A 13,660-nucleotide genomic window follows, 5' to 3' on the forward strand; every position below is an offset into this window, starting at 1 on the left:
GTCCTTATGCTCCTTATCAGCCTGACACGTATACAAATAACGAGACGCTTCCTTCATGGTCACAATCAGAACAGAGCTGTGGACATATCGTATATTGCTCAAACTGTGTAAAGACGTTTGAAGTGTTTGTTTCTAAGTGGCACTGATACGGGGACGAGTTCTAGGCAGTATTGCGGTAATTTTCCGGATTAAGTTGTCTGCGTTTCAGCTCCGCTCGCAGTAATAGAATAAACTCCGGATCCAATTCGAACTTATGTGCTGCGTCATAGGCATCGAGCAAAAGGTCGTCTGACAGCTGATCCATATCCTCCACTCCTTCCCTCTTTTATCCAAATTCATCTTAGCATGTCCAAATAGGAAGGAACAAGCGTTCCTCTTATCCACATACACTTGTGGACAGCATGTTGGTAAGATGTGGGTAATCGTCGAAAAATGAGGAAATACCAATGAGGATATTGTGGATACGGTTATACACAGCCTGACAAAAACCACTTTTGATAAAAAAGTTTAATGACACTCTATCAACCTATTAATCTATTATATTAAATCCGGTTAACTACTATTGAGGCCTCGTATTCACTTCGAAAATCCATATTTTCCCGTTCATGTCGATGCCATAATCAAAGCCTAACTGCCCAATCCCCGGGAACCGCCCCTCAAGCACTTCAGTGGAAAGCTGAGTAAGCAGCCGCATTTCACGCTTCTTGGAACCAACCGCACCGCTCGAGAACGATCTTCTGATGCCCTCGGAACCGCTGAGAAGTGTACCGCCTCGGCAAATATTGGTGACGAATAAGCCCGGTTTAGCCAAGCGACCTACGATCGCCGTAATCGCCCATTGCCCGCTCGCCTGCTTCACGTATTTCACACGGTAATCGATAGGTCTGCCGCTAATTGTAGCCAAACGAATTCCTTTCTGAATCAAATAGCGACGAGAGCTCTTCTTCGAAAGCAGAGACTGATACATGCCGTCAAACGTGCTGAATCGGCTTGTTTTGGAGTAATAGGTATACTTGTAGGTACCCGATTCTTTGGACACTTTAATGACGCCGTTGCCGCCTGCTCCGCATACCGGCTTTATTACGACCATTCCATGCGACTGCAGCATGCTGTTTAAATTCATCCTCGAGAACATGCGTGTTGGAGGAATATGAGGGGCTATACGACTGTGCGACAATAATGCCTCCGTTTTCGCCCATTTGCTCGCCAACTGTCTGCCTTGTTCCGATATCATCATTCCGTAATCCCATCCTTTCTTTGATATCTGTTCTATAGTTGACAGCATATGCCTCGCAGACATCTATCTCTTGGATGATTGTTAGGGTAAACTCGCCTTATTTAATAGGCTGATAGAGCAGAAATCATGCCCAGTATTGCCCGGGCAATGAAACGGGAGACATTTGCCGCACGCAAAACACCCGGTATGGGCGCTTTATGCACGTCTTACCGGGTGTTTGACAGGTTAGAATCGGGACTTAATATGATATTAGTTTAGGACTCTTCTTCTAGCTGCTTACTCATAAAAGATAGGAAGCCAGAATGTAAATGCGGTGCCAAGACGTCCGAGTTGAACCTTAATTCGACGTCACAATCAGACAAAAGGTCACCTTCATAAGCGGACTTAGGTGTTTTCCCGCTTCTTCAAAATCACTTAACTGATGCTCAATCTCGTGCAGATTTCTTTCTTCTTGCTTTCCGGTTTATTATAATGGGAAAGTAACCCAAACGAAGGAGTGAATCCACGATGAAGTATCGTAAGTTAGGCAAGAATGGTCCTGAGATCTCTATAATCGGCTTTGGCTCATGGGCAATCGGAGGCGCCGGCTGGGCGAGTGCTTGGGGCAATCAAGATGATGCTCAATCCGTGGACAGCATCCGTACAGCACTTGACGCAGGCATTAATTTCTATGATACAGCAGCCGTTTATGGGCTTGGACACTCGGAGGTCGTAATCGGAGAAGCGCTTCGCGGCGATCGGGATAAGGTCATAATCGCGACAAAATGCGGCTTAGTCTGGGATAATGCCGGAACGATCACCAAGAGCGGTGCTTACGATTCCGTCATCCGTGAAGCGGAAGCTTCTCTGAAGCGGCTCGGTACAGACTATATTGATCTGTATCAGATGCACTGGCCGGATAGCGAAGTATCAGCGGAAGAGACGATGCGTGCGATGGACAAGCTTGTTCAAGACGGCAAAGTCAGATACGTTGGCGTCAGCAACTACAATGTCGAACAGTTAGAACGTTCACTCGCAGTGAGACACGTAGATTCGCTTCAGCCTCCCTATTCAATCTTGCGTCCGGCAGCCGAGCAAGAGCTGCTTCCATTCTGTTTGGCTAACGGCATCGGCGTTGTCGCTTACAGCCCCCTGACTTCCGGTTTGCTGTCGGGCAACTATACGTATGACACCAAATTCGGCGAAGATGATTGGCGTTCACGCAACAAAGCGCATACAGGCGAAGGCCTCCGCAGCAATGTCGACAGAGCCGAGAAGCTTAAACTAATCGCTGCTCGCTATGAGATTACACTGCCGCAGCTTGCAGTCGCATATGATCTTGCGCACCCTGCTCTGACAAGCGCTCTGGTCGGCGTACGCAAGCCGAGCCATATTCTCGGTGTTCTGCCGGCGATCGATGTGGTGCTTGATGACGCAGTCATGGCGGAAATTCGGGCTATTGCGGTTGGGTAATGTTTAATATTGCGAATGCAGACACAAAGAAACCTCCCATTCAATCCCCGGGAGGTTTCTTACTTTCAAACGATTAGCATTCGCCGGCTTCTGCAGGTTTGCCCGCATCCGATGCCGTTCTGAATGACGAACCGCAGCCGCATGTTGCAGATGCGTTCGGGTTGTTGATCGTAAAGCCTCCGCCCATTGCGGATTCTTTATAGTCAATTTCAAGGCCGTTCAGGTATTTCATGCTGTCGCCGTCAACGACAACCTTCAACCCGCTGAACTCCATCGTTTTGTCTGTATCGTTAAGCTCGTCATCGAAGCCCATGCCGTATGAGAATCCGCTGCAGCCGCCTTCCTTCACGCCAATGCGCAGGAACAACTCAGGCGACTCTTCAGCCTCCAGCATTTCCTTGATTTTCTCGTTTGCAGTCTCGCTTATATTAATCATGGTATCCCTCCTGTATTATCGCAATAAACTCACTATATATTTTATAGTATACTCCACATTGCAGTAGGACTCAATACACGGACAACCCAATTGTAGTGGTTACGCAGGCAGCACATACAGCAGAATCGCGAAGAAATGCAGCACTGAGCCGCCTAGTACAAATAGATGCCATACGGCATGATGATACTTAAAGCTACGCCAAACATAGAACAAAGTACCAACCGTATACAGCACACCGCCGATAATCAGAAGCTGCAATCCGCCAGGAGCCAGATGTGCTTTAAGCGGTCCCCAAGCAAATACGATGATCCAGCCCATTCCGATATAAAGCAGCGTGGACGTGAAGAGAAACTTGGAGGCGTAGAATGCTTTAAACACCACACCGCACAATGCGAGTCCCCATACGATGCCAAACAGTGTCCATCCTGCTGCCCCTTGCACAATATGAAGCACAATCGGCGTATAGGTTCCGGCTATGAACAAATAAATGCAGGAATGATCCATAATTTCAAAAACGTTCTTCGCTTTCCCTTCCGGAAAGCTGTGGACGAGTGTAGACGAAATATACAACAGCAGCATCATGGAGCCGTAAATCGTAAAGCTCACCACATGCGAAGCATTTCCTTTAATTGCAGCAAACACGATTAGCAGTGCCAGCGCAGCAACACTTAATACAGCACCTAAGCCATGAGTGATCGCGTTGGCTACTTCTTCCCTGCGAGAATACGTATATGTATTCGCCATGAAGTCCACCTCTTTCTTATTGATTTGTTCCTCTGTTACCTATTGTAACCTAAATTTCACGGCATCGAAAGGAAGCTGCCCCCTGCTTCTTCCATCCATTAGGTCCTCTGGCATGACTTAATAGTTGCCGCTCTTGATGATGAGGTTTATAATAAGGGAAGTTATTTGCGTGGGGTTTTTGGAGTATGGGTAAGTAATTTTTTTCACAATGTTGTTTTTTTTAAATTTATACATTATACACCGGACCTGGAAATGAGTGCCCGGCGGACTGGGAGGATACTCTTATGAATGTCGTAATACCTACAGATGCTACACGAATGCAAGCTATTGTCGAGAAGGTTCGTGCTGGTGAACGTCTCACTCGGGAAGATGGAGAATTTCTATATCGTTCCGACGATTTGCTCACCATCGGTCAAATGGCGAACGAAGTCAATCTCAAGAAGAACGGACGCAAAGTATATTTTATCGAAAATATGAGCTTATACTTCACAAATGTTTGTGAAGCTCATTGTGCGTTCTGCAACTTCCGCAAAGATGAAGGTCAAGAAGGAGCTTACACGCTTACCGGCGCTCAAATGATTGAGTATGTGGAGAAGCATATTCATCCTGATGTACGCGAATTCCATATCGTCGGCGGCCATAATCCACATGTGCCTTTCCAATACTACGTAGATTCGCTTCAAGCGTTGCATGATCGCTTCCCTAATGTTGCGCTCAAAGCGTACACAGCTGCTGAAATCGACTTTTTCTCGCGGATTAGCGGCCTAAGCTACAGAGAAGTTATTCAAGAGCTCATGAAAGCCGGCCTGCAAAGCTTAACCGGCGGCGGCGCTGAAATTCTGTCTGACGAATACCGCAAGAAGATGCGCGTAGACAAAGCCGACGTTTCCCAATATCTTGAGGTACATCGCACGGCACATAATCTTGGTCTTCGCACACACACAACCATGCTCTACGGATCTGTCGAGAAAACCGAAGATCGCGTCAACCATATGCTTCAAATTCGTGAGCTGCAGGATGAAACGAACGGCTTCCAAGTGTTCATTCCACTTTCCATGCAGCCAATCAGCCCCAAAGCGAGCATTCGCCGCCGCAACTCCGCCTTTGACGATCTGAAGGCCATTGCGATCAGCCGCTTGCTGCTTGATAATTTCCAGCATATTAAAGCGTATTTCATCAATATCGGTACACAGCTCACGCAAGTTGCGCTTACAATGGGCGCTTCCGATGTACACGGCACGATGGTGAAAGAACGGATCAGCCATGCAGCAGGCGCACTTACGCCAGAGGGCATTACACGCGAAGATTTGATCTGGCTCATTAAAGGGGCCGGTCGTATTCCGGTTGAACGCGATACGTTCTACAACGAAGTGAAGGTTTTCGAATAAGCAGGTTTTGGCATCGTTTTGGATAGGACAAGCACTGATGGCTTAGGTCGCAGAGGCATATACTACGAGTAAGAGCAAACAGCGGACGCCGGCTTCCGGCGCCGCATAACTAACGAAATGCAGAAGATTTTTATTGCACACAAAGAAAGTTGGGATTACAATGAAGCGTTTTGTCATTCTTGGCGGCGGTTATGGAGGACTTACAGTCGCCCATTCCTTGCTGGAGGGCGAACTGCCAGACGACACAATCGTCGTCCTTATTGACCGTATGCCGTTTCAAGGGTTGAAAACGGAGTATTATTCTTTAGTAGCGGGAACGGCTGCAGATATTGATCTGCGTGTTGCATTCCCTTCCGATCCACGTTTAATCGTAACTTATGGCGAAGTAACGGATATCGATTTGGATGCGAAGCATATCCAGCTTGCCGGCCAAGATCCGCTTGAATACGAGTGGCTCGTAGTCGCACTTGGCTGTACGGACAAATATCATGGTATTGATGGTGCGGAGCTGTACTCCAACAGCATTCAGACGTTCTCCGGATCGCGTAAAACGTATTTGGCACTAAACGATGTGAAGCCATACGGACAAATCACAATTGTTGGCGGTGGTTTGAGCGGTGTAGAAGTAGCATCGGAGCTGCGCGAAGGTCGACCTGACCTCAATATCCGGATTGTCGATCGCGGACCGAGCATTCTGTCTGCATTTCCGGGTAAGCTGCAGGAATATGTTTCATCGTGGTTTATCGAGCATGAAGTGGAAATGCGCGGTCATGTTTCGCTGCATAAGCTTGAAGAAGGCTGCTTGTATGACCTGAACAATCCAAGCCCTATTCTGTCTGACGTAACGGTTTGGACTGCAGGTATTCAACCTGTTGCGCTGGTTCAGCGTATGAACTTGCCGAAGGACGCACAAGGCCGTCTCATCATTAATGAGAACCACCAGCTGCCGGATTACAATGATGTATTCATCGTCGGCGACTGCGCCTCCCTGCCGTTCTCTCCAAGCGCCCAGGCTGCAGAAGGGCAAGGCAAACAAGTTGCGGAAGTCATGCAAGCGACATGGAGCGGCAAAACACCTAAACTTGGCAAAATCAAGCTCAAAGGCGTTCTCGGTTCACTTGGTAAAAAAGCCGGCTTCGGACTCATGGGCCGTACCCCTCTAATGGGCCGCGTGCCACGTGTTCTCAAGAGCGGTGTCTTATGGATGTCGAAGCATCATTTCGGCTAAACTAGTAAGATATGGAACCTAACTGGTAGTATGGGTTACATATCATCGATCAGCCGATCTAATGCTTCACGGTCAGCCTGCTGCTTCACAATGGCCTTCATCATTAGTTCTTCCAACTCTTCAATGGTTTCGCCGGCGATGATCTCGCCATTCACGAGACCAAATGGAGCCAAATAGCATTCACCGCAATTGCCCAGGCAGCCGTACTCGATCACATCATAATCCGGATTTTCCTCTAGCTTCTTCATGAGACGGTCGGTGCCGTGGTGCATATTGCTAGCACAAAATTCTATCATAGTTTTTAACATTTTTATTTATTCACCTACACTTGAGTGGTTGATATCCATTTTCAATTGCTCTGCTTTGTACTATAATAGGGGAGAAAGGAGTGGATTGCAATGAGTGAAAATGCACAAAGCACAATGTACGATGAAGTTTTGGATGTTCTTGACAAGCTGCGCCCGTTCTTGCAGCGCGACGGCGGCGACGTTGAACTCGTCGACGTAGAGGACGGCATTGTGAAACTTCGTTTGGTGGGTGCTTGCGGCAGCTGCCCAAGCTCGACAATTACGCTTAAAGCAGGGATCGAACGCGCTCTGCTTGAAGAAGTCGAAGGCGTACAAGAGGTTATGCAAGTATTCTAATCTCTTAACCTCTTCACCCATTATTTACAATAAAGAGTCTTGCCGTTATCCAGCCTCTAAGGCGGATACGGCAAGACTCTTTTGTTTAGTTGGATGACGTTTTAATGGAGGTCTTAATCGGATCGAAACCTCCGGTTACATCGACGATGTTTCCTGTCAAATAATCCGATTGCGGTAAGCATAGGAACGTAATGACACGGGCGACATCCTCCCCGCTTCCGGGACGCCCTCTCGGCGATTCGTCATCTTGCTCACCGGAAACCTCCGCGATAGTCCGCTCCTTGTTCACGCCGCGAATATCGCCAGGGCAAACCATGTGAACCGTAATGCCGTTGCCTGCCTCTTCGACAGCCAGCGTCTTCGTGAAGGATACGAGTCCCGTCTTGGCAGAAGCATAGACGGCTCTGTGAGGCCATGCACGGCCTTCTCCGGCATGACCGAAGCCGAAGTGGATAATACGTCCCCACTGCCGATTGCGCATCCCTGCGAGCAAATGGTGGTCGAGCAGCATAACGCCAAGCAAATTGCCGTTTACCAAGCCGATCACTTCTTCTGCGGAATAATCCGCGAATAACCGCCGTTCGCGAATGAATGGGCCGGCGTTATTGATCAGAATATCAATGCTGCCCGTTTGCGACCATGCCTGCGCCTCTGCGGCCAGACGAGCTACATCGCCTTGAACGGCGATGTCAGCGCCTATTGCTGTTGCGCGAACGCCGAATTGCCGGATAATTTCCTCAGCGAGCAAGAGCGCCTCCTGCTCGCTTGATTTATAGTTCAGTACGATGTCGCAGCCCATTTGAGCCAGTGACATCGCTGTCATTTTGCCTAAACCCTTCGCACTGCCTGTAATTAAAGCCGTTCGTCCTTCCAGCTCCATGGGCACCCTCCCAAGTTCAGATCATTTTCTCATCTGGCGATAAGCATGGTGAAAGGTTAGCTTCAATGTGTCCAGCACCATATCCATCATTTCATCCAGATCGCTCATTTGCTGCGAAATATTCTCCAGTTGATGCTGCTCTGAATATGAATCATGGCTTTGTCTGAGATCGTCCTGCATTTCCGAATTCATAAAATGGATCTCCGTATTCCGCCGTTTGCGGATTCGGTTCATCGTCGGTTTACCAAGCTCCTTGAGCTCGAATAGAGGCAGCGCCAGCTCTGAATATGCCTTCCGCTGCACCATCGTACGCAGCACGGTGAAATACGAGAAATGCGGCTTAACCCGCTCTGTTTGTAAACCAAGATAGTCGTTCATCAGCGTACCCAGTTTATCAAGCAGCGAGAACAGCCGGATGAAGGCATTCTTGTCAAAGTACACGTAGCGGTGATAATTCAACTGTTCTTCAGGAGACATAACCGAATAGGAAGCCGACGTAATCATGCCGCTGAATTTGCGCGCCGCATATTGACTTTGCTCAAGCTCATCCAGCGAGGAAATAAGACCAAGTGTGTAAATTTCGTATTTGCGAAGCTTGTGATTCTCATCATGACTCTGCTCGATTAACTTATGAAGCGCAGCAGCGTACTGCTCCATCGCTTGCAAAGTTTCAAGCAGTTTGCCATCCGAGACACGCGGCGGTTCACCAAACAGCATTCTAAGCACTAGGCAGTCCTCCTGAAGTTACAAGTTGTCTTCTTAGAAATGCATTAACCTCGTCCTTCGCGCCACTTCCATGCTCGAATCATAAAGTCGCACAGAATCCCGAACAGGATGGAGATGATGATATTGTGCAATATACTTGTGAAAACAAACCAATCCTCATTGCCGATCGTCTTCGTAAGCAGTGCTCCGCTCAGAACTTGGCTGACGACAAGCACGAAAACGAGAAATATCGTACTGCGAAGCGCTTGATTTCCGCTCGCTACGCGCTTCACATGCATCATTAACCAGGTAATCAGAATGAACAGTACGGCGGCAGCAACTCGGTGAATGAAGACGTAACTTGTGGCGCCTTCCATATCGGGAATAAGGTCGCCGTTGCACAGCGGCCAGCCGATGCATCCGCCCGCTGAATCGGTGTGCCGGATAAAGGCACCCAAGTAAATAACGAAATAGCTATAGATCAGAATAGCTAATGACATGTAAAACACGGATTGAGGTACACGAGCAGCAGGCTTGTCCGTTAGCTCGCCTCTCTTCATCCTACCGGTCCATAAGAGAAGCAGCAGCGTAAACATGAAGGCCATAATAGAGAACCCAAAGTGAAGGGCGAGAACGGCAGGTGTTGTCGGCCATACAACCGCAGCAGCGCCGAGCAAAGCCTGCAATAAGGTGAAGAAGCCTGAGCCTGACGCGTAAATAATCGGCTCTTTGAAAGAGCGGTACCACTTCAGCGTTGCAATAAATGTCGCAAGCACAAGCAGGCCGATGCCTCCGCTAATCAAACGGTGCGAATACTCGATTAACGATTCCAGCGTATACGCCGGTATAAATTTGCCGTTACATAGCGGCCAATCGGTTCCACAACCGCGACCGGAGTCTGTATTCGTCACAAGCGCACCGGCAATCAACACCAAAAACATCCCTATGCACGTTACAATCGCAAGCGCACGATATCGGTTAGAATTCAACATGTCCACCTAACTTCCAGAAAGAATCACCTCAATTATAACGAACTATGTTGGCAAATACCATGTTCAAACTGTGAACACAGCCTGCCCTCACTCCGAGATAGAAAAGCCCGCTCTGCGCCAATTCGGACACATTGCGGGCTTCCCTTACCCGGGTTTACGTTATGAACTCGGAAGTGCTTCCGCCACTTGTACGGCCCGATCCAGAAACTGCTCAATTTCCTCCCGTGACTTGCGCAGCTTGCTGACGAAACGAACGAGCTCCTGCCCTTTCTTGAACGCGATAAAGCTTGGAATGCCAAGAATGTTCAGCTCACTGCATAGATCCGGCAAATCGTCGCGATCAATCTGCAGAAACTGAATGCGGTCTCCATAGCTGCTTTCGATATCAGGCATGAATGGCTCGATATAATGGCAATCCTTGCACCAGGTAGTCTTGAAAACCGCTACCGTTACGAGATCCTCGCGGTTGACCGCATCTCGGAATGCTTGTTCAGTTGTAATCATCTGCATGATAATGTTGTACTCCTTTCAATGTTGAAGCCTTGTTAGGGTTCGCGTGAAATGACCAGATAGTCATCCTCGAAATCGTCTGTATTCCATTGCAGCGTTCCGCCGAACGCCTTCACGAAATCGCGTGCTGGTACATAAGTGACACCGTTGATGACCGTAGGCGGGAAGCTCCATGTCACGGTCTTTCCGTTTAGTTTAACACTATTGCTGCCTGTTCTCATCCCCAGCGTAGAACCGGTCGCATCATCGTATACGACTAGTGTGCCTGCTTCCTTCCGAATAGTTGCATGGAAGCCGTTAACGGTTCGGCGAAGCGGAATCAGCGTTATGCCGTCAGGCGTTATAATCGGCGGAGTTGCACTGTATGCGGCATACATCGTAATCGCTTGTTTGCTAATGTGCGCTTGTTCTCGTAGCAAGCTGTATAAGACGGAATCCGGCTCGAGTGTGCGAAGAACTTCATAGCCCTCCATCTCCATCAATTGCTCGCCATCGATCGCAAGACGTGGCGCTACCGGCTGATCCGGCGTCACGCTGCCGTTCACATTCCAGCGATCGGTCGTCACTTTGAGCCAGATGCCTTCAATCGGAGAGGCGTCTTCCAGCTCACCTATTCCTATATGAACCTCATCGAATTCTTCCTCACCAACCGTTGCTTCTGCAGCCTCGTCTGCTTCAGCAGCCAAAGCATCTAACGCGGCCAGATTCGGTTTAATCGATGCCTCGATTACCGACTTGCGTATATCAAGCTTGCTGTCGATAAACAGCTCGCCTTTCACATACGTATCTTTGGTTAAAATCTGATTAAGCTGCTCTTGATCTTCCAGCTCGGTTTGAGCCATTCCATCCTTCAGCTCCGTTAGCATTTCCACAACGCTGTCGGTCGCTTCCTCTACGCTCTCCCCATCGATCTCTTCTTCAGGCAGCGAACCGAATATGCTCTCTGCACCGGTAGATTTCAAGGCATCACTCTGACTTTGAACCAGCTCAAGCAATTGGGTGAGCATGTCTTTCAGCCCAGCCTTATCGCTAAGAAGCGCTTCTACGTAAGATTTCGCCCAATCCCACAGCTCGATGCCTGTCAGCTCCGCATGAACTTTCATCCCGTTTACGGTTTCGTCGGCTACTTGCTCTTGCCCGACATTAACGGACAAGTGCTTCGGATTCGGCAGATTATGAATCGTATAGTCGCCTGCGACATCCATCATCTGCTTGACGGTTTCCGTCAGCTTAGCTTCTGTGGCATCGTCAAGCCCTGATCCGCCTTCTTCCTCCGAACCTGTCAGACTAGCCATATGTATGACGATCGGGCGTTTCGCCCCTTCAAGGTCAATCACAGTCAGCTTGTCATCCATCTGAGCGTTAAACGCAATGGATTTCTCGCCAAGCGACAGCTTGCCCGTAACGGACATGGCACCGGCTTGCGCGACCATCACATGGTCAAGCTGAAGCTTGACCGATGATATCAAATCGAGCACTGCTTTCTCTTCATCTGTAGCATCAACAAGCGCATTTTCCTTCAACAGCAGCTTGAATTCCACCGACTGGCTGCCTTCATACGAGGTAACCTTCAGCGACTGCTTCAGCATCGCATTGAAATCTACGCCGCCGAGTGCCTGACATCCGGCCATAATCAATATTAGAATCGATAATAACAGTAAGCATGAATTTCTCCACAACCTGGGCCACTTTTTCAATAAAAAAACTCCTCTCCAGCGGTAAAAAGACTAAGGTCCATTTTACCATGAAGAGGAATTTGTGGGAATAACAATCCAGTATTTATGAGCGCGCCGCAACTCGCATCAGCGGGTTCAGCAGCTTGCGCAGCGGCCCCGGGAACTGCCGAACATCTTCGGCCTTCACGACACGAAGAAGCACAAGCAGCGCGACATAGAGTCCGAACGAGATGCCTCCTGCAGCGATACAGGATATCAGGAAGGTCAGCTTAGCCGGGATCCCGCTGATATAGTGTCTGCATACATAATCGATGAGCCAGCCTGCGCCGGATGCCGCCACGATCGTAATGGCATAACCGACCCAACGCCGTCCGAGGATAGACAGCGAAATTTCCTTGCGAATGGCGCGGAAATTGAGCGATGCAATCGTCATAAAGCAAATCGTCGATGAGAGGATCAGACCGTAAACGCCCATGAACGGCGCCAGAGCCAGGCTCGTCACAACCTTTACGACAATACCGATCAAAGCATGGCGCATCGGCATATGCGGCTTGTTCATGCTGGTTAGAACGGTATTGCTAGTCATCATCGTTATTTGGAAAATCGTTCCGGCCGTCAATGCAGCAATCGCCAAACTACCGCCTGTATTCGCGAAGAGCAAACCATTAATCGACGTAGCGGCAATCGTCATAATGAGCGCAACCGGTACGCCTGTAAAGACAACTATGCGCATGACGAGCGAGGCTTGACGCTCTACCTCTGTCATATTACGCACGGAATACGCAGCGGATATGACCGGGATCATCGATTGACTGAGCGCGATCGCCAGAATCGGTGGAATGCCCGCCAACGCCTGCGCCTTTAACCCAAGCCAGTCCAGCGTTTGACGCGCATCATCGGCGTTGTAATACCCGTGCGTCAGCTTCATGAAGAGCGACGTGTCAAAGAAATAAATAAATTGCACGGTCATCGAGGTAATGACGATCGGCACTGATATTCGGAACATTTCCTTATAAATCGTCTTAAATGACAGAGGTGCACGACCCGTCTTAGCAGCCGATTTCGTCTCCGCCACCGGAGCTCCGGCTTTCTCCAGCGCATCATGTCTGCGCAGCTTCCTGGCGTAGAATAGCATCACGCAGAAAGCGCCGACACTCCCGAACACACTCCCGAAGGTCGCAGCAGCGGCAATCCAGCTCTGTCCCCAGCCCCAAGCAAGTACGATATAAGCTAAGCCTACCGCTGTAATAACACGGAGAATTTGCTCAATGATTTGAGAGATGCCCCCGGCTGCCATAAGCTGACGACCTTGGAAGTATCCTCTCATCATCGCAATGATCGGGAAGAACAGCAGCGCAGGCGCAATGGCCCGCACGGCCAAATCAGCGCCGGGGTTCTCGGCGATATGCGTCGCATAGAATGGAGCAAATACAAGCAGCAGAATCGTGATGACCACGCCGGTAATTGAACCGAATATGAGCGCCGCTTTGTAAATCCGCTTCGCTTCATCCGGACGGCCCTGTGCATACCGCTCAGAGACCATTTTGCTGATTGCGCTTGGGATGCCTCCGGTTGCTACGATAAGAAGCATTAAATAAATATTATTAGCGACGGTAAAATAACCGCCGCCGTTGCTGTCTGTCATATAGTCCAGCGGAATGCGCTGGAAGATCCCGAGAAACCGGGCGACCAGCGCTGCCGCTGCGAGTATGATAGTGCCTTTGATTAAAGAATCCTTTTTAACCATTGGTTCTCCTGACCACTAACT

15 protein-coding genes are annotated in these 13,660 nt (G+C 49.2%); 4 read left to right on the top strand and 11 right to left on the bottom strand.

Annotation, left to right across the window (positions count from 1 at the left end):
- Positions 1-160: 160 nt before the first annotated feature.
- Positions 161-304 (bottom strand): sporulation histidine kinase inhibitor Sda, encoded by a 144-nt coding sequence (sda, locus tag AC0YNS_RS16520; RefSeq protein ID WP_090982044.1) that lies wholly within the window; start codon positions 302-304, stop codon positions 161-163.
- 255 nt (positions 305-559) lie between these two features.
- Positions 560-1,234, bottom strand: coding sequence for a YheC/YheD family protein (locus AC0YNS_RS16525; protein WP_475782463.1), 675 nt, complete (start codon positions 1,232-1,234; stop codon positions 560-562).
- Positions 1,235-1,744: 510 nt separating this feature from the next.
- Here AC0YNS_RS16525 and AC0YNS_RS16530 point away from each other — a divergent pair.
- Complete coding sequence (locus tag AC0YNS_RS16530) at positions 1,745-2,689, top strand: aldo/keto reductase (RefSeq protein WP_475782077.1); 945 nt, start codon at positions 1,745-1,747, stop codon at positions 2,687-2,689.
- Positions 2,690-2,762: 73 nt separating this feature from the next.
- On the opposite strand, the gene erpA is transcribed toward AC0YNS_RS16530, so the two are convergent.
- Both erpA and trhA read right to left on the bottom strand, forming a co-directional pair.
- Positions 2,763-3,125, bottom strand: a complete 363-nt coding sequence (gene erpA / locus AC0YNS_RS16535) for an iron-sulfur cluster insertion protein ErpA (protein WP_475782078.1) — start codon at positions 3,123-3,125, stop codon at positions 2,763-2,765.
- 99 nt (positions 3,126-3,224) lie between these two features.
- The gene (trhA, locus tag AC0YNS_RS16540; protein WP_475782079.1) at positions 3,225-3,869 is read right to left on the bottom strand and encodes a PAQR family membrane homeostasis protein TrhA; all 645 of its coding nucleotides are present in this window, start codon (positions 3,867-3,869) and stop codon (positions 3,225-3,227) included.
- A 284-nt stretch (positions 3,870-4,153) separates the two neighbouring features.
- Between trhA and mqnE the strand changes: the two genes are divergently transcribed.
- Positions 4,154-5,257: an aminofutalosine synthase MqnE gene (gene mqnE, locus AC0YNS_RS16545; protein WP_475782080.1), complete on the top strand. Its 1,104-nt coding sequence runs from the start codon at positions 4,154-4,156 to the stop codon at positions 5,255-5,257.
- 160 nt (positions 5,258-5,417) lie between these two features.
- A complete protein-coding gene (locus tag AC0YNS_RS16550) occupies positions 5,418-6,485 on the top strand; it encodes an NAD(P)/FAD-dependent oxidoreductase (protein WP_475782081.1) in 1,068 nt (355 codons plus the stop codon).
- A 35-nt stretch (positions 6,486-6,520) separates the two neighbouring features.
- On the opposite strand, the gene AC0YNS_RS16555 is transcribed toward AC0YNS_RS16550, so the two are convergent.
- Positions 6,521-6,793: a YuzB family protein gene (locus tag AC0YNS_RS16555; protein ID WP_090984765.1), complete on the bottom strand. Its 273-nt coding sequence runs from the start codon at positions 6,791-6,793 to the stop codon at positions 6,521-6,523.
- A 90-nt stretch (positions 6,794-6,883) separates the two neighbouring features.
- Here AC0YNS_RS16555 and AC0YNS_RS16560 point away from each other — a divergent pair, with 90 nt between their 5' ends.
- Positions 6,884-7,129, top strand: a complete 246-nt coding sequence (locus AC0YNS_RS16560; RefSeq protein WP_090578360.1) for a NifU family protein — start codon at positions 6,884-6,886, stop codon at positions 7,127-7,129.
- An 85-nt stretch (positions 7,130-7,214) separates the two neighbouring features.
- On the opposite strand, the gene AC0YNS_RS16565 is transcribed toward AC0YNS_RS16560, so the two are convergent.
- The 6 genes from AC0YNS_RS16565 to AC0YNS_RS16590 all read right to left on the bottom strand — a co-directional run bounded on the left by AC0YNS_RS16565 (position 7,215) and on the right by AC0YNS_RS16590 (position 13,639).
- Positions 7,215-8,003: an SDR family oxidoreductase gene (locus AC0YNS_RS16565; RefSeq protein WP_475782464.1), complete on the bottom strand. Its 789-nt coding sequence runs from the start codon at positions 8,001-8,003 to the stop codon at positions 7,215-7,217.
- Positions 8,004-8,030: 27 nt separating this feature from the next.
- Positions 8,031-8,726 carry a Cthe_2314 family HEPN domain-containing protein gene (locus AC0YNS_RS16570; RefSeq protein ID WP_475782465.1) on the bottom strand — a complete coding sequence of 232 codons (696 nt, stop codon included), beginning with the start codon at positions 8,724-8,726 and terminating at the stop codon, positions 8,031-8,033.
- A gap of 53 nt (positions 8,727-8,779) precedes the next feature.
- Positions 8,780-9,706 carry a COX15/CtaA family protein gene (locus AC0YNS_RS16575; protein WP_475782082.1) on the bottom strand — a complete coding sequence of 309 codons (927 nt, stop codon included), beginning with the start codon at positions 9,704-9,706 and terminating at the stop codon, positions 8,780-8,782.
- A gap of 159 nt (positions 9,707-9,865) precedes the next feature.
- The gene (locus AC0YNS_RS16580; RefSeq protein WP_475782083.1) at positions 9,866-10,216 is read right to left on the bottom strand and encodes a thioredoxin family protein; all 351 of its coding nucleotides are present in this window, start codon (positions 10,214-10,216) and stop codon (positions 9,866-9,868) included.
- 35 nt (positions 10,217-10,251) lie between these two features.
- Positions 10,252-11,913: a copper amine oxidase N-terminal domain-containing protein gene (locus tag AC0YNS_RS16585; RefSeq protein WP_475782084.1), complete on the bottom strand. Its 1,662-nt coding sequence runs from the start codon at positions 11,911-11,913 to the stop codon at positions 10,252-10,254.
- A gap of 82 nt (positions 11,914-11,995) precedes the next feature.
- Positions 11,996-13,639, bottom strand: a complete 1,644-nt coding sequence (locus tag AC0YNS_RS16590) for a putative polysaccharide biosynthesis protein (protein ID WP_475782085.1) — start codon at positions 13,637-13,639, stop codon at positions 11,996-11,998.
- Positions 13,640-13,660 lie beyond the last annotated feature (21 nt).

Source organism: Paenibacillus sp. J22FR21 (assembly GCF_056269135.1).